This window comes from Frondihabitans sp. Leaf304 (assembly GCF_001423105.1).
In the GTDB taxonomy this organism is placed as follows: domain Bacteria; phylum Actinomycetota; class Actinomycetes; order Actinomycetales; family Microbacteriaceae; genus Frondihabitans.
Map to the genome: position 1 here is coordinate 1,398,528 of NZ_LMNV01000002.1, position 25,883 is coordinate 1,424,410.

Genomic DNA, 25,883 nt, shown 5'->3' on the forward strand with positions numbered 1-25,883 from the left:
GGGGTGGAACGGTTCGCAGAACGGAAAACAAGGATCCGACTGCTCCGGTCCAGGCTCGGACGAGCCTATTTGGCGGCCTCACCCTGGAACACCACGGCCGGAACGGACGTCCCGTAATCGACGGTGATCCGCACGTCTCCCTGCTCCTTGGCCGGCACCGGGAACGTGTACGTCGCCATCGCCGTCTTGCCTGCTGCGATCGAGTTCGGGAACCCCTTTCGCTGCGACACGAGCTCACTGGAGGGGGTGTCGTCAGAACCGTAGGTGACGTTCACGACAGTGGATGTCAGATCGAGCGTCTTCGACGAGCCGTTGTCGATGGAGACGGTGAAGCGGACGGACGGGCCGGAGACCTCGCCGACTCCGTCGCCCTTGCCCGAGACGGATGCGACTCCCTCGAGAGACACGCCCACCTGCGAGGTGAGCTTGGCCGGTGTACCGAGATCGACGGGCTTCTGCGCGAGACCCGAGGAGGTTCCGGGCTCGGCCGTGGCCGATGGGGTCGCCCCTGGGACGCTCTGAGTGCCGACGGCCGGCTTCTCTGTGGGCTCGATCGTTGCCGAGCCGGCGCCCGGTGTCGCGCTGGCTCTCGAGGTCGGGGCGTCGGAATACGTCGCAGTCGCGCTGTTCGTGGGCCCGGCAACGGGTGCGTTGCCGGCATTCGTGAGCACGACGACGAGAAGGACGACCACAAGGGCGACCCCCACGACGATGCTGGCTGTGGCGATGACGGCGCGACGGGAGACGCTCATGCCTGGTCCTCTCGGGTCGAAGGGCGCTACGGCGACCGACTGCTATTATCGCCGGACCTTGACCACGTCATCACAGCGCGTCGCTTCCCGAAGAGCCGACTCGGCGACCGCGACCGGCCGCTTCCGCTTGTCTCCCGCCGGTATTGCCGTCGCGCTCTTCGTCGTGGCGACGGTGATCGCGCTCCTGGGTTCGTGGAACGTGTCGCTCTGGACCGACGAGGCAGCCACGATCTCCGCCGCGAGACGCAGCACCGGAGAGCTGTGGCAGCTGGTCCACAACATCGACGCGGTGCATGCCGTCTACTACTTCGTCATCCACTTCTGGGGAGGGGCATTCGGCTGGAGCGCCTTCGCGCTGCGGCTGCCGAGCGCCCTGGCCGCGGGGGCCACCGTCGTCGGCGTGTGGTCGCTGGCACGACGACTCGGGCGTCCGGATGCCGCCTTGACAGCAGCCGTCGTCGCCATCGTCCTGCCCCGCATCACCTGGATGGGCATCGAGGCGCGGTCGTTCGGGCTCAGCGCCGCCATCGCGGTCTGGGCGACGGTAGCCCTGGTAGTCGCACTGCGAGGCGAACGAAAGACACGTGCCTGGGCCGGGTACGGGATCCTCGTCGCCGCCGGCTGCGCACTCAATATCTACGTCGCACTGCTCGTCGTCGCCCACGCCGTCACCGTGGCAGCCCTCCTCGCCGCCCGGGCGGCCAGCGTGCGTCGTGCCGCCGCGTGGTTGGTCAGCGCGGTGCTCGGGGTCGCGATCGCCTCCCCCGTCGTGGTGGCCTCTCTCGGCCAGCGCGGGCAACTCGGCGACAACGCGGTGTCGGCCCCGGCTCTCATCCGCCGCGCGATCGTCAATCAGTGGTTCCTCGGCGAGACACCCACGCGCGTGGGGGCGTCCAGCGACGGTCAGTCGCTGTGGTCGCTCGCGGCGCTCGCTCTCGCAGTGGTCGGCTGGGCACTCATCGTGGTCGCCGTCGTGGCTTTGGTTCGGCGACGCGATCGCCTCGCCGTGGTCGTCGCGCTGACCTGGCTGCTGCTTCCCACCGCGATCGTCGCCGTCTACTCCCTGGCCGTCTCGCCGCTCTACAACCCGCGGTACTTCACCTTCTGCGCGCCGGCGGCAGCCCTCCTCATCGGGATCGGCATCACCTCTCTCGGCCGGCGCTGGTTGAGGCTCGGCGCGGTTGCGCTCGTCGCCCTCCTGGCCCTTCCGATCTACCTCTCGCAGCGCCAGGAAACCGGTAAGAGCGGCACGGACTGGTCAGCGACAGCGGCCTGGATCGACTCCCATGCGCAGCCCGGCGACGGGGTGTACTTCGCGCCGCTCGACACGACGACGGCGGCCACAGTCGAGCGGACGACTCGCAATATCGCTGTGGCCTACCCCGACGACTTCGTCGGGCTGCGTGACCTCACGCTGGTCGTAGCCCCGACGACGGACGCAAGCCTGCGCGGCGTCTCTGCTCGACTTGACGCCAGCTCGAAGCGGCTGAGCGACGTGAAGCGTGTGTGGGTCGTCCGACCGAGCGACTACGCCCGGGAGTCCGCCGCCTTCGACGATGCAGCCCTGGAGAGTGCGGGCTTCCACCCGAAAGCACGCTTCGAGGGCCCCATGGACGACGTTCTCGAATACGCCCGCTGACCGCGGTCTGTTCGGAAGGCTCCCTGTGCCACAGGAACGGCGACGAGCCCGAGCGCGAGCACGAAGAGCTGCTCCGCGCTGAAGAATGGGCTGAACAAGAGATCGAACATGGATTTGGCCACCACGTAGAGCAAGATGGCCGCAGCCGTTCCGTCGGCAATGTTCCGAGTGACCCCGTAGACCATCGCGAGGGCAGCCACGGCGATGAAGAGAAGACCGGCGACCCCCGTCTGCGCCCACAGGTCACCGAACACGGAGTGCAGCTCGAAGTGGCCGCCGAACATGAACCTCGTCACGTAGCCGTTATTCGGGTCATAGCCAATCGCCGCCATGCCCTCCTGCGCCACGCGGATATCAGAAGGGTTCGGCGCAGTTCCAGCTCCGAAGCCCCACGGAGTGTGGCGCATGAGCGCCAGAGTCGCTCCGAGCTCGGGTCGCCCTCCCAGCAGGACCGACCCGGAGGCATCGAATTGAGCCAGCGACCTCTGGGTCGTCGATTCGCCGAGAAGCCCGGAGAGCACTAGCGCCTGGCCGACGTTATAGACGATGATGCCGACCACTACGACCCCGAGTGAGACGAGGAAGGCGGACCCTCCGTGCCCGGCACGAAAAAACGGAATCTGGGCGACGAGCAGTACGACCGCCAGCAGCAGCAGCCCAAAAGTCGACCTCGCGTCGTGAGTTGCCGCGAGACCGATCAGTGCGACGACCCCAAGGAGCTCAACCCACCACCGACGCGAAAGCTTCGCCAGAGCGAGGCCGATGACCGCAAGCGGCAACGCGAACCCGAACTTGTAGGGATTTGTTGCGAACTGCGCCGCCGAGGGATCCACTCCCAGGAGAAGCCCCACGCCGAAGAACAGCGCCACCATCGGCAACGACAAGACGGTCCGGGCCCACAGGACGAGGCCGATCGACAGCACGGCTCCAATAAGGAGAATCGTGGTGCTCGTCGCAATGCCGCTATCTACCGCGTGGTCGCCTCTGTTCGCGATCCGCAGCCAGATTCCGGCACCCGCGGCGAGAGTTCCGACAATTAGCAGCAGCGGCATGAAGCGGTAGTAGCGCACTGTCCGCAGCCAGAGGGGGGCGAGAAGGGCCGCGACAACAAAGCCGACCTCGACACCCTGCGGCAGGGTAATTCGCATCGCCAGGAGGATGAGCGCGACTGCGGCAATGCCCCTCGAATACAGGGGTGGCGACTGCGCTGAAGCCACGCCCGAGCTCTTATCGGCCGTCGTCGGTCTCTCGTCGGTCGTGGCCCGTTTGCGAGCCACAGTGCCGGAGAGAGAAGTCATTTCGCAACTCTAAGCGAGTCGTGAACGCGAGCAAACGTATGGTCTGTCCCCCAAAGCGTCCACACTCTGTCGGGGGCTTTTGGCAAATTGCCTGTTCCAGGAAGCTTTCAGCACGGATAGGGTTACACGCATTGTTCCCTTGTGGCCCCCATTCTGGGGACACCCGCTGACGCTCCTCCGACGAAAGGACCACCCAAGGGTGACTTCCTCTGCGCCTCGCCACGCTGTGAAACGGCGGCGATTCTCTCTCCCCGCCGTCGCCGGCCTCTCCGTCGGTGTGCTCCTCGCCGCGGCCCTTCCCGCTGAGCTTGCAACTGCGGCTCCTTCCACCGTGGCCTCCGACTCATTTGCACGGACCGTCTCGACCGGTTGGGGTTCCGCCACGAAGGGGGGTGTCTGGACCGCCAGCCTCGGCGCTGGAGCCAGTGCCGCCGTCGCCTCGGGGGAAGGACGCATCTCGGGCCTCAGGCCTGGTACCTCCGCCCGGCTGGCCCTCAAGCAAACGAATTCCCGCGACACCGGAGTGAAGGCCACAATCGGTCTCCCCAGCGCCGCGTCCGGCCTGTACACCGCCTTCGAGATCCGTCGCCAGAGCGACGACTCCACGTATCGCGGCCGGGTTGAGATCAGCAAGACCGGCTCCGCCGTTCTCGCTGTATCGCGATTGAACAAGACGGTCGAGGTCAATCTGGGCCGCTTCACACTTCCGGGCGCCTACGCTCCCGGATCTGACATCGCAGCCGAGTTCCAAGTAACGGGCTCGGCCACAGTGTCGATCAAGGCCCGCGCCTATCCGTCTGGAGCCACGGCACCCGCATGGCAGCTGGCTCTCACGGATTCGTCATCATCTCGCATTTCGGGCGCTGGAAGCCTCGCCTTCTGGGAGTACGCCAGCGGCAGCAACACCAACGCGGCCAGCACCACTCTCGACAACCTGTCGCTGACACAGAACCCCGCAACGAACGCGAACACCCCGGCGCCAGTGCCAGCGCCGACCCCCTCGCCCACGACACCCCCGGCCACCCCCGCGCAGCCGGTCACGCCGCCGGTCTCCACCCCGGTGACCTCCGGCGATCGAGGTTCGGCGACCGTCGGCAGCACCCGCTATACCGTTCCAGCCGGCGCCATCCTGGTGTCGCCCTCTGGCAACGACTCGGCCAACGGCAACTCGAACGCCCCGGTTCGCACCCTCGCCGCTGCCGTCGCGAAGGCTAGTAGCGGATCGACGATCGTCCTCCGCGCGGGCGTCTACAACGAGTCCGTCACGGTGCCCCGGTCGAAGACGCTGACCATCCAGTCGTACCCCGGCGAGACCGTCTGGCTCGACGGCTCGAAGCAGGTCGCCGACTGGAACACCTCGGGCTCCCGCTGGACGACGCCGTGGAGCTACTTCCCGTCGTCGCAGATCGACGGTATCTCCGACAACCCGTGGTTCGTCGACTCCACTAAGCCGTACGCGGCGCGACCCGACCAGGTCTTCCTCGACGGCACCGAGCTCACGCAGGTCGGTTCCGCCGCAGCCGTGACCGCCGGGACCTTCTACCCCGACGCGAACTCGGGGCGCATCGTCCTAGGCTCCAACCCGAACGGCCACTCGGTTCGCATCAGCAACCAGGAGCAGGCACTGGTCGTCCAGTCGCCGAACACAGTGCTGCAGGGCTTTGGAGTCCGCCGATACGGCACTCCATACCTTCAGCGCGGCGCTGTCCGACTCAGCAACACCGGCATCACGGCACGCAACCTCACCGTCGAAGACAACGCAATGATCGGCATCAACGTCGAGAGCGACAACACGACCCTCGATCACCTCACGGTGGCCGGCAGCGGTCTTCTCGGCATCGGTGCGAACTCGGCGTACGGGCTCAAGGTTCAGAACTCCCTGGTTCTCGACAACAACGACCAAGGGTTCAACCCCGAGCCCGTGGCCGGCGGAATCAAGGTGACACGCTCACGGGGAGTCGATATCTCAAACGTCGACACGAGCGACAACGACGGCACGGGCATTTGGCTGGACGAGTCGGTGTACGACGCCACTATCGTCAATAGTCGGTCAAATGACAACACCGTCGACGGAATCGAAGCGGAGCTCTCCGACCACGTGATCGTGGCCAACAACGAGTTGAATGGCAACAAGATGGGTGTACTCATCTACAACACGGCCAATGCCCAGATCTACAACAACGACATCGGCGGCAACCGGCTGTTCGGCGTCAAGCTCGCCCAGGACGAGCGTCGCCAGGCGGACACCAATAGAACCGGCCACGATCGCCGACGTCCCCTGCCCGACCCGACTCTCACCTGGATCACGAAGAACGTCACCGTCTCGAACAACGTGTTCGGATCCGGCGGACTCTTCCAGATCTACGCCCTGGACGGCGTGACGAACATCCCGGTCGACAACATGAACCTGGTCATCACCGGCAACCTCTTCAACCAGCGCCTGACGGGCGCCCAGTCGACCCTGGTCGGCTGGGGTGGTGGCGACAACCGCACGGTGACCCGGTACGACTCGGTCCAGGCTCTCGCCAAGGCCAAGGGATCGCGCTGGAACAACGTCGAGACCACCGCGGTCCTGCCGATCGCCAGCATGATCGCGGCGATCAAGTCGGCCCTGGGCGTCGCCGTGGGCATTCCCGACGATGTCGCGGCGGCCATCGGAATCAAGTCCGGCTCCAAGGGCCTCGGCGTCTTCGACGACTAGACCCCGCACCACGAACACCAGACGCCGCTCGGGCACGACCCGGGCGGCGTCTGGCGTTGCGGCAGGTGTGGGCCGTGCGACGAGCGCGCAACTCAGGCAAATGGGCGTGATGAGCGCGTTCTCGCGCGTGGGCAGGCCGCAGCGCGCCTGGATTCCTGCCGGACAAGCGGCAGCGCGGCGCGGGGCACGTGCGGTGCAGGAACGCGCGGAGGCACGGCGCGGGGCACGTGTGGCGCCAGGGCCCGCGGGAGCGCTCCCGTCGGTGCGCACGACTCAGGAACACAGTCCCGAACGACCCCGAAACACAAGGATCCGCGCCCACCCGCCGCTCTGCATCCTGAACCGCGCGCGTCAGCGCCGCGAGCAAGCCCCTACAGCGCCGCGATCGTCCAGGCGGCCCGGTGCATCGCACCCGGGGCGAGGCGCACCACGTCGTCGCCGGTCGAAAAGGCGTCGGGCGGGCAGGTCATCGGCTCGACGGCGAGGCCCACGCGGTTGAGTGCGGCCTCCGGGCGGTCTGCCGTGTGCACCTGCACCCACGGCAGCTCAGTGCCCCAGGTCATCGAGACGCCGGAATTCCCCGGAGCCCGCAACACCACTCGCGCAACACCCGAGTCGTCTCGCGTCAGCCCGGTGAACGCGTGGTCGATGAACGTCTCGCCGATCACCCGGGGGGCCCGAAAGTCGAAGACGCCCAGCGGCGAACCGGCCCCGGGGCCGTCGACCGGCTCGACCGCGACCGGCAGCAGGCGCTCTTCCGTCACCGTGACGACCTGCGAGGCGGGCAGCTCGAGCGTCCAGTCGTCGACGTGCCCCTCGCCCGCGCGGAGGTACGGGTGCGGCGCCGTGCCATACGGGGCGTCTGACGAACCGGTGTTCGTCGCGGCGACCGTCGTCGTCAGGCCATCGTCACCGAGCGCGTAGGTGACCTCGATCGTGAGCGGCCAGGGGTAGCCGTCGTTCGCCACCACGTCGGCGGTCAGCGTGACCGACGAATCGCTCCGGTCGATCACCGTGTAGCGCGCCCATGCCAGGAAGCCGTGCAGCGCATGCCCGCGGGCCGGCTCGGTCAGCGGCAGCTGGTAGTCGACGCCATCGAACGTGTAGGTGCCGTCGACCACGCGGTTCGGCCACGGCACCAGGATCGCGCCGCGGAACACCGGCCGAATTTCGTCCGCCTCGAACGGCACGACCAGGTCGCGTCCATCGTGCGTGAGCACGCGCAGTGCCGCTCCGACCGCGGCGATCGTCGCGCTGTACGGGCCGTGGGTGATGGTGGTCTGCTCGCCGGAGAGCGGGGAATTCGTCATCGAATGTCGTCTTTCGTCAGGGTTCGGTCTTCAGGGTAGAGGTCGCGGTGGCCGAGCGACGCCGGTCGACTGGCGGACCACGAGCTCGTAGTCGGCCACGATCGAGGCGAATCCGAGCGCGGGTGACGGATCCTTGATCCTCGCCACCAGCAGCTCGACCGCACGCCGGGCGATCTGCGAGCTTCCCGGCGACATCGTCGTGAGGGTCGGGTGGGCGAATCGGGCGTCGCGGGTGTCGTCGATGCCGATCACGGCCACGTCGCCGGGCACGTCGACACCGCGTTGCAGGAGCGCCCACTGCGCCCCGAGCGCGAGCGCGTCGTTGAAGCCGAGGACGGCGTCGAACCGCACCGCAGGATCCCTCGCCCCAGCCTCGAGTGCTGCCACCGCCGCGGCGGCTCCCGCGTCGCGACTCCACGCGTCCGTCGGCGCCAGGAGCGCATCGACCAGCGGGAGGCCGGCCTCGGCCATCGCGGCCTGGAACCCCCGCAGGCGCAGAGCGGACGTGTGGGTCGCGACCGCTCCCCCGGGGCCGAGCACCAGGATCCTGCGCCTGCCGATCTCGAGCAGATGCTCCGTGGCGCGCTTCGCCACCCCCTCATCCGCGATCAGCACGTGATCGGCGAGCCCCTCGAATTGGCGCTCGCCGATGATCACGAGTGGTTCTCCGGCGAGCTGCGGCGCATCGCTCGGTCCGAGGGCCAGTGGGTCGATGATGGCCCCGTCGATCAGCTGGCGGCGCTCCCCGCTGATCGCCTGGAGTTCACGGTCGCGATCGCCGCCGGTCGTCTCGACGAGCACCGTCAGGTCGTGCTCGCGAGCCACCGCGATCACCTCCTGCGCGAGCTCGGCGAAGAAGGCCTGATCGAGCTCGGGAACGATGAGCGAGATCATGCCCGTCCGCCTGGTGCGCAGTCGTCTCGCCGACAGGTTGACCCGATAGCCGAGCTCGTCGACGGCTGCCCCGATGCGCGCCCGGGTCTCGGGGCGCATCGAGGGGTAGTCGTTGAAGTAGTTCGACACGGTCTTGAGAGAGACGCCGGCGAGGCGGGCCACGTCGTTCATGGTCGCGGGCATGGGCGTGGCTCCTCCTCGTCGGTGCGGTCGCGGCGGCGGTGCGGCTGGCGCGGGCTTTCGCGGTGGCGCGGCTGGCCCGGGCGCTAGCGCTGCTTCTACTGCTTGGCCAGGCGCACCACGTTCCAGCTCAGCGGCGGCAGCACGACGCTGAGCACCGAGCCGTCCCAGCTCGTCTTGTCGTTCGCCACCGGAGCGACGCTGTCGGCGGTGTCGACCGTGACGGACTTGTAGGGGTCGGCGTCGTGCAGCGTCGTGGCCTGAACGAGACGCACACCGCCGAAGGCCCGGGTGTCGACATCGACGGTGAGCTCTTCGGTGAGCGATCGGTTGATCGCGAACACGCTCACGTCGCCGGTCTCCGGGTCGTGGGTGGCGACGGCGTCGAGGGCAGGAACAGCCCCGTACTTCGCCGTCTCGTGAACCGGCGACTGCAGTTCGACGCGCAGCACGTCGCCCCGCGCGAAGCTCGACGCCTGCGCGAACGGGTGGAACGTGGTCTGCTTCCAGCTGCGCCCACCGGTCTCGGTCATAATCGGAGCGATCACGTTGACGAGCTGCGCAAGGCTCGCACTCGCCACGCGGTCGGAGTGCTTCAGCAGCGAGATGAGCAGGCCGCCCACCACGACGGCGTCGGCGACGTTGTACTGGTCTTCGAGCAGCACCGGGGCGACCGGCCAGTCGGTCGGGTTCTTCGACGCTTCGCCGTCGAGGTACCAGACGTTCCACTCGTCGAACGAGATGTTGATGCGCTTGGTCTTCTTCTGGGCTGCGCGCACGTGGTCGACGCTGGCGACGACGTCGTCGATGAAGTGGTCCATCTCGACACCCGCCGCGAGGAAGCTGGCGAGGTCGCCGTCTTTCTCCCAGTAATACGCGTGCATCGAGATCAGGTCGACCTCGTCGTAGGTCTCTTCGAGCACCTCGCGCTCCCAGGTACCGAACGTTGGCATGTCGGCGCCCGAGCTCCCGCAGGCGACCAGCGTGAGGTCGTTGTCGATGAGGCGCATGGCGCGGGCCGTCTCGGAGGCGAGGCGCCCGTACTCGCGGGCGGTCTTGTGGCCGATCTGCCACGGGCCGTCCATCTCGTTGCCGAGGCACCACATCTTGATGTCGTAGGGGTCGGCCGAGCCGTTCTTCTTGCGCAGGTCGGAGTGGAAAGACCCGCCGGCACCGTTCGTGTAGTCGAGCAGATCGATGGCCTCCTGAACGCCGCGCGTGCCGAGGTTCACCGCCATCATGGGCTCGACGCCGGCCTTCTTGGCCCAGCGCATGAACTCGTCGACGCCGACCAGGTTCGGCTCGGTGGAGTGCCAGGCCAGGTCTTTGCGCACGGGGCGGTCGGCGACCGGGCCGATGCCGTCTTCCCAGCGGTAGCCCGAGACGAAGTTGCCGCCGGGGTAGCGCACGGTCGAGATGCCGAGCTCGCGCACGAAGTCGATCACGTCGCCGCGGAACCCGTCGGCGTCCGCAGTGGGGTGCCCCGGGTCGTGGATGCCGCCGTACACGCAGCGGCCGAGGTGTTCGACGAAGGTGCCGAAGGTGCGGCGCGAGACGGGAGCCACCACAAAGGACGGGTCGAGGGCGAGGCGGGCGTTGGGCATGGGATCTCCTTCAGTACATCGTTGTAACGCCCAGTTTGTACAACGTTGTACTTGCGCGTCAAGGGGGCTGCGCTGGTCACTTCTCAGGCGGTTGGGCGCGTCCCCGCTCGCGCACCCGCTGGCCCGCGCTTGTGCGCGGCTGGATTCCTGATGAGCGCACCTGCGATCGCGTCCGGTGGCGTTCGCACACCGCGGCAGACCAGGATCCTGCGCACCCCCGCTCACACATCAGGCCTCCGGGCGCGTTCCGCCCCACGATCCCCATGTCTGCGCTCTCGCGGCGCTTGCATTCCTGAACCCATCACCTAGCGCCGCACGCCACCGCTCACACTTCAGGCATCCGGGCGCGCTCCGCCCCGCCAACCCCGCGCCCGCGCTCCCCCGCGCCTGCATTCCTGAAACGCGCCCCGCGAGGGCGGCGCGTTGCGCGTCCTCGCCGCGCCAGACCAGGATCCCGCGCACCGCCGCTCACATTTCAGGCATCCGGGCGCGCTCCGCCCCGCGATCCCCATGTCTGCGCTCCCGTCGCGCTCGCATGCCTGACTCATGCACCTACGGCGTGCTGCGTTGCACGTCCTCGCCGCGGCAGACCAGGATCCTGCGCAACCCCGCTCACACATCAGGCATCCGGGCGCGCTCCGCCCCGCGATCCCCGCACCCGCGCTCCCCCGCGCCTGCATGCCTGAATGCATCACCCAGTGCCGCTCGCTACCGCTCACACTTCAGGCATCCGGGCGCGTTCCGCCCCGCGATCCCCGCGCCCGCGCTCACCCGCGCTTGCATTCCTGAACCGCGCACCCGCGAGCGCGTCCGGTGGCGTTCGCCTGCCGCGGTAGACCAGGATCCTGCGCAACCCCGCTCACACATCAGGCACCCAGGCGCGTTCCGCCGCGCGAACCCAGCGCCTGCACTCCCCCGCGCCTGCATTCCTGAAACGCGCACCCGCGAGCGCGCCCGGTGACGTTCGCCTGCCGCGGCAGACCAGGATCCTGCGCAACCCCGCTCACACATCAGGCATCCAGGCGCGTTCCGCCCCGCGAACCCCGCACCCGCGCTCCCCCGCGCCTGCATTCCTGAAACGCGCACAAATGCACGCACGCACACCCGTTAACCACCGCAGGCAGACCCGAGGGCCTGCCTGCAGCGACTGCGAAAAGGAGGAGGAGTCGCTAGACCGTGACGGTCGCGAGCACCTCGTCGAGGACGGCCGAGGCCTCCTCGTCGGTAGATTTCTGGGCGAGAGCGAGCTCGCTGATCAGCACCTGACGCGCCTTGAGGAGCATGCGCTTCTCGCCGGCGGACACGCCGCTGTCTTGGTCGCGGCGCCAGAGGTCGCGGACGACCTCGCTGACGCTGTAGACGCTTCCGCTGCCCATCTTCTCGGTGTTCGCCTTGAAGCGACGCGACCAGTTGCCGGGCTCTTCGACGTGATCGCTGCGGAGTACGTCGAACACCGCCTCAACACCTTTGGCGTCGATGACGTCGCGGACGCCGACCAGATCGACGTTGTCGACCGGCAACTCGATCATGAGATCGCTGGCGTGGACGTTCAGGGTGATGTATTTCTTCTCAGCGCCCTTGATGGTGCGGGTCTTGACCGCGGTGATGGTGGCGGCGCCGTGGTGGGGATACACGACGGTCTCCCCTACTTCGAAAATCATCTAGTCGTGCCTCTGTTCTCTTTGCGTGTCGTCTCGGCAGTCTTACCATTCTACCCGATAAATCCGTTGTATGATCCGCGGCTCTAGACCGACCGGGACGCCCTCCCCGGTGACGTGGGCCGGATCCTGCGACAATGGCACGACCATGCCGATCAGCCGCCGCGTCTTCGTGACCGGATCCCTTACCGGAGCCGGGGTACTGGCGCTGTCGGCCTGCTCGAGTCCGTCTCCGGCTCCGACGGCGAGCAGTCCGGGGCCGACCGGTACGCCGACGCCCACCGCGACCACCGCTTCCGGTGTGACGCCGGCCGCGTTCCGGCGCAGCTCGTGGGGCGATGACCCCTATGCGTACGGCTCGAACAGCGTCCTGACGACCGAGTCCACCTCCGCCGACCGCGAGACCCTGCGGGCATCGCTCGACGACAAGGTGTTCTTCGCGGGCGAGGCCGTCGCCGAGACGTGGCCCGGCACCGTCACGGGTGCTCGCCTGTCGGGTATCGCCGTGGCCGCCGAGGTCGCTGCCGTAGCAACTCCGGGCGAGCGCATCGCCGTGATCGGCGCGGGCATCGCCGGTGCGACGGCCGCTCGCACGCTCGCCGATCAGGGTTTCGACGTGGTCGTGATCGAGGCTCGGCAGCGGGTCGGTGGCCGGATCGCCTCCTCCCAGGGCGACGACTGGCCGATCGAGGTGCAGACCGGCGTCTCGATGCTGTTCGGCGACGGAGCCGCCGACCTGGAGAGTCTGCTCACGAGCGCTGGCGTTGTGACGGTGCCGTTCGAGGCCGAGACGACAGCACGTGAAGGATCCGCGCGTACCCGATTTCCGACCACCGCCACCGTCGCCGCCACTCTCGCTTCAGCCCGCGCCTGGGCCGACCGTCAGAGCGCCGAGGTCAGCGTCGATGGCGCACTCGACGGTTCCGGTGCTCGGTCGACGCTGTCGAGTGCCCCCGACGCGTCGGGCGTCTCCGATGCCGACCGTCTGGCCTGGGTTCTCGCCGAGGCGCTCCCCGCGCGTTTCGGCGCCGATGCCGAGGCGCTGTCGTCTCGCGCGCTCTCCGTCGGGGCCGCTCCGGTCGACGCCCAGCTCGTCACGAAGGGATTCGCCTCCTACGTCGCCGGGCTGCTGACCGATCTCGACGTGCTGCGGGGCAGCAACGTCACTCAGATCACGTACGCCAATGAGGGTGTCGGCCTCCGTCTGGTGACGGGCGAGTCGCTCTCGGCCGACCGGGTCGTGTCGACGATCCCGCTAGGCGTGTTCAAGAAGCAGCGGATCGTCTTCGTCCCGGAGCAGTCGGCGGTGCGTCGCAGCGCCATCGACCGTCTCGGCATGGGCGTGCAGGACGTCCTCTGGCTGCGCTTCGACGAGCGCATCTGGTCGACCGACGACACCGTCTGGGCGATCCTCGACGACGACGCGACCTACCGCCTGTGGGTCAACCTCGAGCCGGCGACGGGCTACGCGATCCTGGTGGCGCTCATCGGCGGCGAGTCCGCAGTGGCGGCGGAGAAGCTGAGCGACGCCGAAGCGGTCGCTGCGGCGGTGGCCGATCTCGCGCCCTACCTCGACCGGGTGGCAGACGACGCGTCGCCCACCCCGTCGCCGACCCCGAGCTCGTGAGGTGCGGTCGCCCGCTCGGGTGAGCCGTCGGATCCTGCGTTCGTGTCGTCACCCGAGGCGAGCACGCGGCGCCGCCTCGCCAGGTGCCCGGGCCGAACATGGCTCAGGCCGATGAGCGCCGTCAGCACGCCGACGAAGATTGCGAGCACGAGAGCGTTGTAGAGCCGGAACTGCTCGGGGCTCACCTGCGTCGGGTCGAGGAAGAAGTACGGGTACCAACGCACCTCGCGGCCGCGCTCGAGTGTGAAAAGACCCCAGATCAGCGGAAAGATCAGCACCAGAGCGAGGGTGCGCCAGCGGACGGGCGTGCGACCCGGAGCGAGGATCCAGTCGAGGAGCACGTAGGCGGAGATCCAGAAGTGGAGCACCTGGCTCGAGGTGGGGAACGCCAGCGCGTAGTGGTGCGAGGCAGACTGCGTGACGAGCACCGCGAAGACGACTCCTGAGACGATCACGTAGGTGGTGACGATGGCGTGCACCGCGGCGAACCAGGGTGGGTCGCTCCGGCCCCGGAAGGTGAAGATGCCCGAGACCACCAGCACGGCCACGTTCGCCATGTTGCTCTGCTGCGTGAAGTAGCTGAAGTAGTTCGCGGTCGCGAAAGTCGAGAACCCGAGGACGTACTCGAAGTTGGCGACGAGCGCGGCGATGGCCACGCCGGCCGCGGCGAGGCGCAGGAGGCCGGAGACACGGAAGGTCCACGGCGTCTGCATCCGACCGAGGGTACCGAGAGCGGCAGGGAGAGCACCGAGCGAAGGATCCGACGGGGTCACCTGGTCACGGCCGGCCGGTTCGACGCAGGGCTTCCCGTCGCTGGCGACGAGCGCTTACTCGTCGACGGCGTTGAATCGCTCGAGCCCGTCGGCGAGACGGTCGATGTCGTCGTCGCTCCAGTCGGCAAGCCTCCGCTCAAGCTCGGCGTGGTTGGCCCGGATCGACCGCTGCAGCAATTCACGCCCGCGGTCGGAGAGGAGCAGCAGCTGGCCGCGCGCCTGACTCGAGATGGGCTGGACGCCGACCTCGACGAGCCCGAGCTCTTGGAGGTCGCCGATCTGGCGCGAGACGGTGGAGCGGTTCAAGCGCATGGCCGACGCGATGTCGACGGCGCGGCAGTCGGGGGTGACCGCGATGAAGTTGAGGAGAGTGTGCTGCACGACGGTGAGCGGCTCGGCCGTGCGACGGCTTCGCGCGGCCGCCCGACGGGAGATGGCCTGCAGTTCGGCGTAGACGGCCTGCATTCGGTCGTCGCGTTTCGTGGTCACGTCGTCGAGTTTAACGATCGGGTGTAATGTCTTTCTGTGTTGCATACTGCAACAGTAACTCCCCTCGTCTTTTGAAAGGCAGCATGTCTACGAATACGCACTCGCTCCAGGAGGTCGCGATCCGCCAGTCCCCGCGTCGTGACGACCACAGCCACCGGCTGCCGTCGTCCTCGTCGGGCCGCGAGACGCCCACTGGTCCGCGCATGTTCCTGGGCACGCCGGTCGCCGTCTTCAAGGCGTTCGGCACCGCGATCCTCGTGCCGCTCTTCCTGGGCCTCGGAATGACGCTCGCCTACCTCGGCGCCTTCCACCAGCCGACGCCGCACGAGCTCCCCGTGGCAGTCGTGGGCACCAGCGCCGAGGTCAAGGTCTTCGCGCAGACGCTCAGCGACGGGGCCGACGGCCAGCTCAGCGTTCGCACCGTCTCGTCCGACGCGGTCGCTCGCCAGCTCATCACCGACCGCGAGATCACCGCGGCGTACGAGCCCACCGCCACCAGTGCGTCGCTCCTCGTCTCGTCGGCCTCGTCCGAGACGAGCGCCAACGTCGCCCAGAAGGTGTTCCTGCCGATCGCCTACGAGTCGAAGCTGCCGTTCACTGTGGTCGACGTCGTGCCGTCGTCCGCCAACGACTCCACCGGCCAGGGGCTCTTCTTCCTCCTCGTCGGGCTCAGCGTCGGCTCGTACGCGACGGCTGCCGCGGTCGCCGCCTTCGCCTCTCGTCTCGGCATCCGCTGGTCGCTCGTGACCGCCGCCGTCCTCTCCGGTGTCGTCGCCGCGATCGCCCTGATCATCGCCGGGCCCGTCTACCACGTGGTCGACGGCCACGTCTGGGGCACCTGGCTCGCCGGCTGGCTCTACTCGCTGGCCATTGTGCTGATCGGCGTCGGCCTGCACCCGGTGCTCCGCCACTGGACCACCCCCGCCCTCACCATGCTCTTCGTGATGTTCAACTTCACCTCGTCAGGCGGAATCTTCGCCGTGCACCTCATGCCCGCGTTCTTCGCCGCCCTGAACGGCTTCTGGAACGGCGCCGCCTGGCTCGACGCCGCGCAGACGATGCAGTATTTCCCCGGCCAGGCCTTCGGGTGGGACATCCTCCGCCTCGGCATCTGGGCCGCCGTCGGCCTCGGCCTGACGCTGCTCACCCACCTCCTGAGCCGTCGCCGCACGCGCATTGCGAACGAGCGGGTCGTCATGCGCGAAGAGGAGCAGGTGGTGGCGGCGTAGGTGGGTGGTGCGGGTTCGCGGTTGCGGTCGCGTGCGCGTCCGCGTCCGCAGAACAGGAGACCAGTCGCGCGTGGGCGTGAGCACGCGGGGTGCAGGGTGAGGCAGCGACAGAACGCCTGAAGTACGACCAGCGCCGGAGCGATCGCACCGCAGAGCCACCCGACGCCAGGGCCCGCGGGAGCGCTTGGCCGGCTTGAGCATGCCAGGGACTCCTGGTTCTGTTCCTCTGGGCGCAACTCAGGCATCCAAGCCCGGCGAGGTCCCACACCCGCGCATATCGCCCCACGCGCGCCTCATCACCTGAAAAGCGAAACGCGCGCAGGATCCTGCACCACCCCGCGCACCCCCACACTCCCCGCAACTCAGGTATACAGACCCGGCCAAGCCCCACACCCGCGCAAATTGCCTATGTCGCAGCTCATTGCCTGAAAAGCGAAACGCGCGCAGGATCCTGCACCGCGCCGCACACCCCCACCCCGCCCGCAACTCAGGCATGCAGACCCGGCCAAACCCTATGACCAAGCAAATCGCCCATCTCGCAGCTCATCACCTGAAAAGCGGACCGCACGCAGGATCCGGCCCATCGCCGCACACCCCACCCCGCCCGCAACTCAGGCATCCAGGGCCAGCCAGGCCCCACACCCGCGCGAATCGCCCCGCACGCACCTCGTTGCCTGAAAAGCGAACCGCACGCACAGAGCGGCCGCAGGACGCCCTCGCATCCCGCGGCCGCTCGCCCGCGCGAACTACTTCGCAGAGGACAGGTCGTACACCGTGCTCCCGCCCACGGTCGTCGCCGTGAAGTTCGCCTCCACCCAGGTCTTGATCGCCGAGGAGGCCGACGAGGAGCCGCTGCCCATCCCGCCTCCGGAGCCACTCGACACGTAGTAGCCGATGTCGCCCGCGGCCACGTACGCCTTAAACTCGGCGAGGGTCGGCGTCGGGTCGTCGCTCCAGCCGCCGATGGCCATCACCGCGGTGCCGCTCGACAGCTCGAGCGTCGCAGCCGACTGGTCGTTGTTGACGGCCGCAGCCCAGCGCGCGGTGCTCTTCTTCAGGAGGGTGTCGAGAGCAGTGGAGGAGGTCGTGCCACCCATTCCCGCAGCGGAAGACGAAGACGAGGATCCGCCCGACGCCGAGTCATCCGATGTGCCGGCAGAGCTCGAGTCCGATCCGCCCGGCGCGGTGCCGCTCGGAGCGGAGTCGCCCGAAGGCATCTCACCGGAGGGCATTTCGCTCTCTGAGCCTGACTCGCCGCTCTCGCTGCCGCCGGGGCCACCAGTGCCAGACGGCGGGGTTCCACCACCGCCAGCGCCACCCGTGCCACCGCCCATGCCGCCGCCGCCGCCGCCACCCATACCGGACGAGCTCGACGACGATCCCACGCTCGGAATCGACCCCGAGTGCCCGACCGACGCCGTCGCCATGGCATACGCACCCGATCCCCCGAAGGCGAACAGGGTGCCGACCAGCACGGCCGCGAGGGTCACACGTCGGAAGGCCGTAATCGAACCGATCACGAAGCCGATTGCCGCGAGCACCGAGCCGATCAGCACGACCCACTTGAGCCAGGGCATCCAGGTCGCGTTCTCCGAGAGGAGGTGGAACGACCATGCGCCCGTTCCGGCGATGGCGACTGCTAGGCCGAGGCGTCCGAGCCAGGTGGTGCGCATGCGCCACAGGAGGGCGCCGCCGATGCCGATGAGTCCGGCGATCGCCGGTGCCAGAGCGACCGTGTAGTAGGGGTGGATCGTGCCGCTGGTGAAGCTGAAGACGAGGGCCGTAACGATTAGCCAGCCGCCCCACATCACGAGGCCGGCGCGCAGCGGGTCGAGGCGCGACCGGCGACCGGCGACGATCAGACCCAGCACGAGCAACAGCAGTGCGGCGGGGAGCAGCCACGAGATCTCGAGTCCCATCTCGCTCGAGAAGAGGCGGGTGAGGCCGGTCGAACCGCCGAAGGATCCGCCTGCGGTTCCCCTTCCGGCACCGCCACCGCCACCGTTGCCCGACCCCGAGCCGAAGAAGCGGCCGAGCCCGTTGTAGCCGAAGGCGAGCTCCAGCACCGAGTTGTTGGTCGAGCCGCCGATGTAGGGGCGGGAGTCGGCCGGCCAGATGGCGACGATCGCGACCCACCAGCCGGCGCCGACGACGACTCCGACGAGCGCGCCGAGTACGTGCAGAAGACGCTTCCAGATCGTCGTGTTGGCCGCGAGCAGGTAGACGAGCACGAAGGCCGGGGCCACGAGGAGGCCCTGCAGCATCTTGGTCAAGAAGGCGAAGCCCAGCACGAGCCCGGCTGCGGCCAGCCACTTCCAGCTCGCACTGGGCAGAGCGCGCACCACGAAGTAGGCGGCCAGCGTCATGAGCAGGACGAGGAGCGCATCGGGGTTGTCGAAGCGGAACATCAGCGCGGCGGCCGGGGTGCAGGCGAGCGCGAGACCGCCGACGAGGGCGCCGGCGGCCGAGAGGCGCGGGCCGAGCGCGGCGAGGCTGCGCCGCACGATGGCGAAGACCAGCGCGACGCTGCCCACGCCCATCAACGCCTGCGGAACGAGGAGGCTCCACGAGTTGAAGCCGAAGATCCGCGCCGAGATGCCCATCACCCACAGCGACGCCGGCGGCTTGTCGACGGTGATGAAGTTCGACGAATCCAAGGATCCGAAGAAGAGAGCCTTCCAGCTCTGACTCCCCGCCTGCACGGCAGCGGCGTAGAACGAGTTCGCCGTGCCGCTGGCCGACAGCCCAACGATGTAGAGGAGGCCGGTGGCGACGAGGAGCCCCCAGAGGCTCGGCCTGACCCAGGCGGGGTCGGCGCGGCTGCCGAGGAGCGCTCGGGCGGCGAGTCGGCGTTCTCCGGTGGCACCGGGCGACGGTCTGGTCGCGGTGCTTCCGGTGAGAGGTCCGGCGTGTGCGGTCATGGGTAGTCCTCCGGGTTGGCGGACTTCGAGGATCGCTGGCGCGGCTTTCGGCTTTCTATGAGGCGCCGATACGCCTGCTATGCATCGTGCGCGGGGCAGGGCAGGCGGGCGGCTGCGAATAGACATGGCGGACGACCGAGGCTTGTCCGAGGTCCGCCACGTCCATCCGCAGCCGCGCTAAAAGCACAGCTTTAGGCGGCGGCAGTCTCGGAGGTCGCGGCAACGAGCTTCTCGACGACGTCGCTCAGCTGGCCGACGACCTCCGCGTCGTCCTTCGGGTGCGTCTCGGCGAAGCGGACGACCGAGCCGGGGATCGCGAGCTTGACGTCGTCGAGCACCTTGGCACCGGTGATGCCGAATGCCTTGCGGGTCTCGTCCTGCGCCCACACGCCGCCGAACTGGCCGAACGCGGAGCCGATCACTGCCGTGGGCTTGCCCACGAGGTTCGACTCGCCGTAGGGGCGCGACGCCCAGTCGATGGCGTTCTTGAGGCTGGCGGGAATGGTGCCGTTGTGCTCGGGGGTGACCACGAGGATCCCGTCGGACGCACCGATGGCCGCACGGAGCTTGGCGGCCCCCTCCGGCACGGCACCGTCTACGTCGATGTCTTCGTTGTAGAAGGGGATGTGGCCGAGGCCCTCGTGGATCGTCAGCGTGACGCCCTCGGGGGCGACCTGGGCGGCCGCTTCGGCGAGCTGGCGGTTGGTGCTGGCAGCGCGGAGGCTACCCACGAGGACGAGGATCGAGGAATCGGACATGTTTTCTCCTTTGGTGGCAAACAGATACAAACCGCCCAATTCGGCCGACCGCGCTCGTATTCCCGTGGTCACGAATTAGCCGACGCGTGATGTCGATTTCGGCGTTCCGAAAAGCTGGTGCGACGGCGACACCCCATGCCAGGGTGGACGAATCGAAGGGGAGTAGTTCCTCCAACGGTGCGTCGACATACTGGCGGTCACGACGACCAGCCCGGCGTACCTCCTCGTGACAGCCGCTCCCGGCGGCTGAGCGAGGCGAACGAGACCTTCGGCCATTCAGGCCGAAGCTCCTCCCTACCCGGAAGCGCTCGGCCGCGACCGAAAGCCCGCCATGCTCACTCGTTCTCTTCCTGCGCCACTGGTGCGTCGGATCCTGCTCTGCCTCGCCATCGCCGTGCCGGCCGTGATGTTCCGCGTCACCGGTTTCGCGCCGAACCCCGTCGTCGATCTCGTCGTATTCGGGGCCGCCGTCGTCGCGGCGTCGTTCTTGCTCGCCTGGGCTGCCGAGGCCGCCCAGAAAGACATCTCGGGGGCGCTCGCCATCGCGATCCTCGCTCTCATCGCCGTGCTGCCCGAATACGCCGTCGACCTGTACTACGCGTTCCGCTCCGGTTCCGACCCGGCCTACGAGCAGTTCGCCGCCGCCAACATGACCGGCTCGAACCGTCTGCTCCTCGGCTTCGGTTGGCCTCTCGTCGTGTTCGTGGCGCTCTTCGTCGCGCGTCGCACCGCTGCGGCTCGAGGCGTATCCGGCCGCTCGGTTCCCCGGGCACTCGACCTGCCGGGATCCTCGCGTCTCGATGTCGGTGTGCTCGCGATCGTGGCCGTCATCGCGTTCGTGATCCCCCTCACCGGTCAGATCGCCCTGTGGTTCGGCATCATCCTGATCGCCATCTTCGCCGCCTACCTGTGGCGAGCCGGCAACGCCGCGAACGATGACGACGACGAGGAGTTCGTCGGAACGGCAGCGCACATCGCGGGCCTGCCCGCACGCCTTCGCAAGATCACGTTCGTGGCGATGTTCGTTGTCGCGGCCGCCGTCATTCTCTCGTCGGCGGAACCCTTCGCCGATGCCCTCGTGCAGTCGGGATCGTCGCTCGGCATCGACAGCTACTTCCTCGTGCAGTGGCTCGCGCCGTTGGCCACCGAGGCGCCGGAGTTCATCGTCGCGGTGCTGTTCGCCCTGCGCGGCCAGGGTGCCGCCGCCATCGGAACGCTGATCGCCTCGAAGATCAACCAGTGGACCCTCCTCGTCGGATCGCTCCCCATCGCCCACCTCCTGGGTGGCGGCGGCACCGACCTCCCCCTCGACGGGCGCCAGGTCGAGGAGTTCGTCCTGACGGCGTCGCAGACCGTGATGGGGGTCGCCATCATCGTGGCGCTGCGGTTCCACCGGTGGGCCGCCATTGCCCTGGTCGCCCTGTTCGCCCTGCAGTTCGTCGTCACCGGCGAGACCGGACGCTACGTGCTGAGCGCAGTGCACATCGCGGTCGCGCTCGTGGCGCTGTGGCTGCAGCGGCGCGACATCCTGCCGACGATCACGGCGCCGTTCCGGCGGCAGTCGTCGATCGCGGCGGGCCCGGGCGAGCGGGAGCTGGCGGGTTCAGAGCGCTAGGCGCGCGGGCTCGGGAGCGGGCGCGCATTTCAGGCATGCAGGCGCGCCCGGCAGCGCTCACCCCGCTGCGCGGCCGCGCGGATGCAGACCTCCTGACGCCTGCACGGTGGGCAGGGCGTCGTGGGGGGCAGACGCCAGGGCCCGCGGGAGTGCCGCGCTGAGTCGATCGCGCTAGGTCCCCCTGGTTTTCCTGAGCCGGGTGCGTCGACGACGGAACGGATCAGGGTTCCTGACTCGTGGGCACCCGAGCACCGCGCTCCCGCGGGCCCCGACGCCACCAGGCTCGGCGCCGCGCACCCCGCGCCGCTCGCGAGATGGCCGAAACTGCGCCCCCACCGCCGCGCACCCGTCGATCAAGCCACCTCGCGAGAGCGCTTGCTAGTGCGCGTGCCCCTCGGCCGCGCTCGTCACCCAAATAGCCTCGGCCGCGACGGTCGCGAGCTCGGTCGTCCCGACGACGGTCAGGTCGCCCGCCTGGAGGATCTCGAGCCCGAGACTCCCGGCGAAGGCGTGCCGCTCTGCGAGGCGGACGTGCGACCCGACCGTGATGGCGAGCCCTCCGAGAAAGCGCAGCAGTGCAGGATCGTGGTCGCTGACGCGCACGACACCCGCGCACGATCCGTCGCCGAGTTCGGTCAGGCGCCGACCGCGCGGGTGGGTGATTGTTCCGTCAGCGCGGGGAATCGGATCGCCGTGGGGGTCGTGGTCAGGAAACCCGAGCTCGGCGTCGATCTTGGCGAGGAGGCGATCCGAGACGGCGTGCTCCAAGATCTCGGCTTCGTCGTGCACTTCGTCCCACCCATAGCCGTGATGCTCGACGAGATAGGTCTCGATGAGCCGGTGACGCCGGACCACCTGAATGGCCAGCGCACGGCCGGTCGGGCTCAGCGTCGCGCGACCGTACGGCTCGTACTCGAGGTACCCCTCGCGGGCGAGCTTTTTCAGGTTGCCCGAGACACTCGACGCGACGACACCCAGAGTTGAAGCAAGCTCGTTTGTCGTGAGCCCCTCACCCGACCACTCGTGGGCCTTCCAGATGACCTTGACGTAGTCCTCCGTCATGGTGCCGGCGGTCGGTGTGCTCATGCTCTCAGGGTATTGGCCAGACACCGCACCCATCACCTGCCGCCGACCACACCGGCGCCGTCACCGCCGAAACAACTACCGCCGCTCACACCACCGCCGGAACCGCAGCCGGCACGACTCTCACCAGCACGGCCTTCGACACGGGCGTATTGCTGGCGATCGATGCGCTGTCGAGGGGCACGAGCACATTCGCCTCGGGGAAGTAGGCGGCGGCGCATCCCTTCGCCGTCGGATACGACACCACGCGATAACCCCGCAGGGCGCGCTCGACGTCGTCGGTCCAGTCGGTGAAGACGTCGACCGACTGCCCGTCGACGAGACCGAGTTCGTCGAGGTCGTCGGGATTGATGAAGACGACCTCGCGACCCTTCTTGATGCCGCGGTAGCGGTCGTTGAGGCTGTAGATCGTGGTGTTGTACTGGTCGTGAGAGCGCAGGGTCTGCAGAAGGAGTCGCCCCTCGGGCCGCTCGACATGCTCGAGGTCGTTGACCGTGATCATGGCCTTGCCGGTCGCGGTATCGAAGGTGCGGGAGTCGCGCGGCCCGTTCGGCAGAACGAACCCCTCGCGGCTTCCGGCCCGCGCGCTGTAGTCGTCGAACCCGGGGACGACCCGGCTGATGTGATCGCGGATGACGTCGTAGTCGTCTTCCATTGCCGTCCAGTCGACGGGAACGCTGTCGCCGAGCGTCGCTTTCGCGAGCCGAGCGACGATGGCGATCTCGGAGAGGAGGCCCGGTGCGACCGGAGGCACCTGCCCGTGGCTGCCGTGAACCGAGCAGACCGTGTCTTCGACCGAGACGAACTGCGGACCGGCCTTCTGGATGTCGATCTCCGTGCGACCCATCGTGGGCAGGATGAGTGCCTCCGCCCCAACGACCGCGTGCGATCGGTTGAGCTTCGTCGAGACCTGCACGGTCATCTCGGTGCCGCGGAATGCCTTCTCAGCGGCCTGCGTGTCGGAGATGGCGGCGACGAGGTTGCCGCCCATGCCCATCCAGAATTTGATCTCGCCCTTCTGCATCGCCTTGATGCCTTTGAGCGCGTCGACCCCGTGCTTGCGCGGCGGGTCGAAGTGGAACTCCTGCTGCACGGCGTCGAGGAAGGTGTCGGACATCTGCTCCCAGATGCCCATCGTGCGGTCACCCTGCACGTTGCTGTGACCTCGGATCGGCGACGCACCCGCTCCGGGCTTGCCCATGTTGCCCCGCAGCAGGAGCAGGTTGATGATCTCTTTGATCGTGTCGACGGCTTTGCGGTGCTGGGTGATACCCATCGCCCAGGTGATGATGACCCGATCGGCCGAGATATAGCGCTCGGCGAGTTCGTCGATCTCGGCCGTGCTCAAACCCGTCGCCAGCAGCACCTCGTCGTCGTCGATCTCGGCGACGTGCGCGCGGAACTCCTCGAGCCCAGCGCAGTGCTCCTCGAGGAAGGCGTGGTCGAGCACGGTGCCGGGCGCCGCGTCTTCGGCGGCGAGCACCCTTTTCGACACGGCCTGGAGCAACGCCATGTCGCCCCCCAGGCGGATCTGCAGAAACTGGTCGGCGATCTCGGTGCCGTGCCCGACGACGCCGCGAACACGCTGGGGGTTCTTGTATCGACGCAGGCCGGCCTCGGGCAGAGGGTTGACCGCGACGATCTTGGCGCCGTTCTTCTTGGCGTCTTCGAGGGCGGTCAGCATCCGCGGGTGGTTCGTGCCCGGGTTCTGCCCCATCACGATGATGAGGTCGGTGTTCTCGAAGTCGTCGTACGCGATCGTCGACTTGCCGATGCCGACGGTCTCGGACATCGCCACACCGGTCGATTCGTGACACATGTTCGAGCAGTCGGGCAGGTTGTTCGTGCCGAAAGCACGCACGAAGAGCTGATAGATGAACGCCGCCTCGTTGGAGGTGCGGCCAGACGTGTAGAAAGACGCTTCGTCGGGAGAGGCGAGCGAGTTGAGCTTCGACCCGATGATTTCGAACGCGCGCTCCCACGTGACCGGCTCGTAGAACTCAGAGCCCTCTCGCTTGTAGACGGGTTCGGTGAGGCGCCCCTGCATGCCCAGCCAGTACTCGCTCTTGTCGAGGAGGTCGCTGATCGGGTGCTCGGCCCAGAACGTGCGTGGCACGAGCACCGGGTTGGCCTCCCAGGTGACTGCCTTGGCGCCGTTCTCGCAGAACTCCGCCACCTTGCGGTGATCCGGGTCGGGCCAGGCGCAGCTCATGCAGTCGAAGCCGTCTTTTTGATTGAGCGAGGTCATCAGCTTGACGGTGCGCGCGAGGCCGAGCTGCTTGATCGCGGGCTCCATCGAATGCAAGACGCCCGGAACACCGGCCGCCCACTCGCGGGGCGGCCCCACGGTGAGGTCGTCGTCGTTCACATCGTGGACGGGAGGCTTTTCGGTCATCGTGCGCTCGCAGTCTTCTCGGAGATCGTCAGTTCGTTCGTGAGTTGCAGTGTGGCCCGCCCGTCAGGCGAGGGCTCGGAGGTCGACGCGGAGGGAACAGCGCCCAGGATCCGATCCGGGCGCGAGTACACGACCATGCTCTGCCCCCGCAGAAACCCGACGATCGTGACACCGAGCTCCGTCGCCAGGTCGATGGCGAGCGAGGAGGGAGCCGACACAGCGGCCATCACGGGGATCCCCGCCATGGAGGCCTTCTGGGTCAGCTCGAAGCTGGCCCGACCCGACACCATGAGCACGGTGCCGGTGAGCGGCAGGCGGTCTTCTTTCACTGCCCAGCCGACCACCTTGTCGACGGCGTTGTGCCGCCCGACGTCTTCGCGGATCACGAGCATCTCGCCGGTGGCGCCGTCGAAGAGCGCGGCCGCGTGCAGCCCTCCGGTCTTTTCGAACACGGCTTGCGCCTCTCTCAGGGCGTCGGGGAACGTCGCGAGAACGGCAGGGTCGACGACGAGTTCGTCGTGTTCGACCGCATGCTGGGAGCTCGTCCGCACGGCATCGATAGAGGCTTTGCCACAGAGCCCGCAGGAGCTGGTGGTGTAGAAGGCTCGCTGGAGACTCGGATCGGGTGGCGCGACTCCCGGAGCCAGGAGCACGTCGAGCACGTTGTAGGTGTTGAGCCCCTCGTCGGTCGCGCCTGCGCAATACATGGCCCGCATGAACTCGTCACCTCGCGCGATGACCCCCTCGGAGACCAGGAATCCGGCCGCCAGATCGAAGTCGTTGCCGGGAGTCCGCATTGTGATGGCGAGAGCGGTACCGCCGACGCGAATCTCAAGCGGCTCTTCGACGGCGAGAGTGTCGATGGTCAGCGTCGGGGCCTTGCCGACGGTCACCCGAGTGACCGGGGCACGTGACGTGATGCGGTTCATAAGTGCAGGCCTATCATTCGAAGGAGAG

At 68.1% G+C, this 25,883-nt stretch carries 18 protein-coding genes; 5 read left to right on the forward strand and 13 right to left on the reverse strand.

Annotation, left to right across the window (positions count from 1 at the left end):
* Positions 1-65 precede the first annotated feature (65 nt).
* The gene (locus ASF54_RS06240; protein WP_055959917.1) at positions 66-752 is read right to left on the reverse strand and encodes a hypothetical protein; all 687 of its coding nucleotides are present in this window, start codon (positions 750-752) and stop codon (positions 66-68) included.
* A gap of 58 nt (positions 753-810) precedes the next feature.
* Between ASF54_RS06240 and ASF54_RS06245 the strand changes: the two genes are divergently transcribed.
* On the forward strand, positions 811-2,391 hold the full coding sequence (locus ASF54_RS06245) for a glycosyltransferase family 39 protein (RefSeq protein WP_162237101.1): 1,581 nt from the start codon (positions 811-813) through the stop codon (positions 2,389-2,391).
* On the opposite strand, the gene ASF54_RS16310 is transcribed toward ASF54_RS06245, so the two are convergent.
* Positions 2,280-3,689 (reverse strand): hypothetical protein, encoded by a 1,410-nt coding sequence (locus ASF54_RS16310; RefSeq protein WP_157510041.1) that lies wholly within the window; start codon positions 3,687-3,689, stop codon positions 2,280-2,282. The two genes, ASF54_RS06245 and ASF54_RS16310, sit on opposite strands and share 112 nt — an antisense overlap.
* A 226-nt stretch (positions 3,690-3,915) precedes the next feature.
* On the opposite strand from ASF54_RS16310, the gene ASF54_RS06250 reads away from it, so the two are divergent.
* The gene (locus ASF54_RS06250) at positions 3,916-6,390 is read left to right on the forward strand and encodes a right-handed parallel beta-helix repeat-containing protein (RefSeq protein WP_162237102.1); all 2,475 of its coding nucleotides are present in this window, start codon (positions 3,916-3,918) and stop codon (positions 6,388-6,390) included.
* Positions 6,391-6,761: 371 nt separating this feature from the next.
* Here ASF54_RS06250 and ASF54_RS06255 read toward each other — a convergent pair whose 3' ends face one another.
* The 4 genes from ASF54_RS06255 to ASF54_RS06270 form a co-directional block, all read right to left on the reverse strand.
* The gene (locus ASF54_RS06255; protein WP_055959926.1) at positions 6,762-7,700 is read right to left on the reverse strand and encodes an aldose 1-epimerase family protein; all 939 of its coding nucleotides are present in this window, start codon (positions 7,698-7,700) and stop codon (positions 6,762-6,764) included.
* A gap of 30 nt (positions 7,701-7,730) precedes the next feature.
* Positions 7,731-8,777, reverse strand: a complete 1,047-nt coding sequence (locus tag ASF54_RS06260; protein ID WP_055959929.1) for a LacI family DNA-binding transcriptional regulator — start codon at positions 8,775-8,777, stop codon at positions 7,731-7,733.
* A 95-nt stretch (positions 8,778-8,872) separates the two neighbouring features.
* Positions 8,873-10,378, reverse strand: coding sequence for an arabinosylfuranosidase ArfA (arfA, locus tag ASF54_RS06265; RefSeq protein WP_055959932.1), 1,506 nt, complete (start codon positions 10,376-10,378; stop codon positions 8,873-8,875).
* 1,169 nt (positions 10,379-11,547) lie between these two features.
* A complete protein-coding gene (locus ASF54_RS06270) occupies positions 11,548-12,039 on the reverse strand; it encodes a CarD family transcriptional regulator (protein WP_055959934.1) in 492 nt (163 codons plus the stop codon).
* A gap of 145 nt (positions 12,040-12,184) precedes the next feature.
* On the opposite strand from ASF54_RS06270, the gene ASF54_RS06275 reads away from it, so the two are divergent.
* The gene (locus ASF54_RS06275) at positions 12,185-13,663 is read left to right on the forward strand and encodes an FAD-dependent oxidoreductase (protein WP_162237103.1); all 1,479 of its coding nucleotides are present in this window, start codon (positions 12,185-12,187) and stop codon (positions 13,661-13,663) included.
* Here the strand turns inward: ASF54_RS06275 and ASF54_RS06280 are convergent.
* Both ASF54_RS06280 and ASF54_RS06285 read right to left on the reverse strand, forming a co-directional pair.
* Positions 13,603-14,376, reverse strand: coding sequence for a Pr6Pr family membrane protein (locus tag ASF54_RS06280; protein WP_157510043.1), 774 nt, complete (start codon positions 14,374-14,376; stop codon positions 13,603-13,605). The genes ASF54_RS06275 and ASF54_RS06280 overlap by 61 nt on opposite strands.
* A 114-nt stretch (positions 14,377-14,490) precedes the next feature.
* Entirely contained in the window at positions 14,491-14,925 is a 435-nt protein-coding gene (locus tag ASF54_RS06285) for a MarR family winged helix-turn-helix transcriptional regulator (protein WP_055959943.1), read from the reverse strand.
* Positions 14,926-15,008: 83 nt separating this feature from the next.
* Here ASF54_RS06285 and ASF54_RS06290 point away from each other — a divergent pair, with 83 nt between their 5' ends.
* A complete protein-coding gene (locus ASF54_RS06290; protein ID WP_055959946.1) occupies positions 15,009-16,154 on the forward strand; it encodes a hypothetical protein in 1,146 nt (381 codons plus the stop codon).
* Positions 16,155-16,900: 746 nt separating this feature from the next.
* Here ASF54_RS06290 and ASF54_RS06295 read toward each other — a convergent pair.
* A complete protein-coding gene (locus tag ASF54_RS06295) occupies positions 16,901-19,075 on the reverse strand; it encodes a glycosyltransferase family 39 protein (RefSeq protein ID WP_084815994.1) in 2,175 nt (724 codons plus the stop codon).
* 191 nt (positions 19,076-19,266) lie between these two features.
* Positions 19,267-19,833 (reverse strand): NAD(P)H-dependent oxidoreductase, encoded by a 567-nt coding sequence (locus ASF54_RS06300; RefSeq protein ID WP_055959949.1) that lies wholly within the window; start codon positions 19,831-19,833, stop codon positions 19,267-19,269.
* A 331-nt stretch (positions 19,834-20,164) separates the two neighbouring features.
* On the opposite strand from ASF54_RS06300, the gene ASF54_RS06305 reads away from it, so the two are divergent.
* Positions 20,165-21,448, forward strand: a complete 1,284-nt coding sequence (locus tag ASF54_RS06305; protein ID WP_055959952.1) for a sodium:proton exchanger — start codon at positions 20,165-20,167, stop codon at positions 21,446-21,448.
* 378 nt (positions 21,449-21,826) lie between these two features.
* Here the strand turns inward: ASF54_RS06305 and ASF54_RS06310 are convergent, their stop codons facing one another.
* The 3 genes from ASF54_RS06310 to fdhD form a co-directional block, all read right to left on the reverse strand.
* Complete coding sequence (locus ASF54_RS06310; protein ID WP_055959954.1) at positions 21,827-22,534, reverse strand: metal-dependent transcriptional regulator; 708 nt, start codon at positions 22,532-22,534, stop codon at positions 21,827-21,829.
* Between the two features lie 85 nt (positions 22,535-22,619).
* Positions 22,620-24,926 carry an FdhF/YdeP family oxidoreductase gene (locus ASF54_RS06315; RefSeq protein ID WP_055959957.1) on the reverse strand — a complete coding sequence of 769 codons (2,307 nt, stop codon included), beginning with the start codon at positions 24,924-24,926 and terminating at the stop codon, positions 22,620-22,622.
* Positions 24,923-25,855, reverse strand: a complete 933-nt coding sequence (gene fdhD, locus ASF54_RS06320; protein WP_084815995.1) for a formate dehydrogenase accessory sulfurtransferase FdhD — start codon at positions 25,853-25,855, stop codon at positions 24,923-24,925. The genes ASF54_RS06315 and fdhD overlap by 4 nt, the downstream gene beginning before the upstream one ends.
* Positions 25,856-25,883 lie beyond the last annotated feature (28 nt).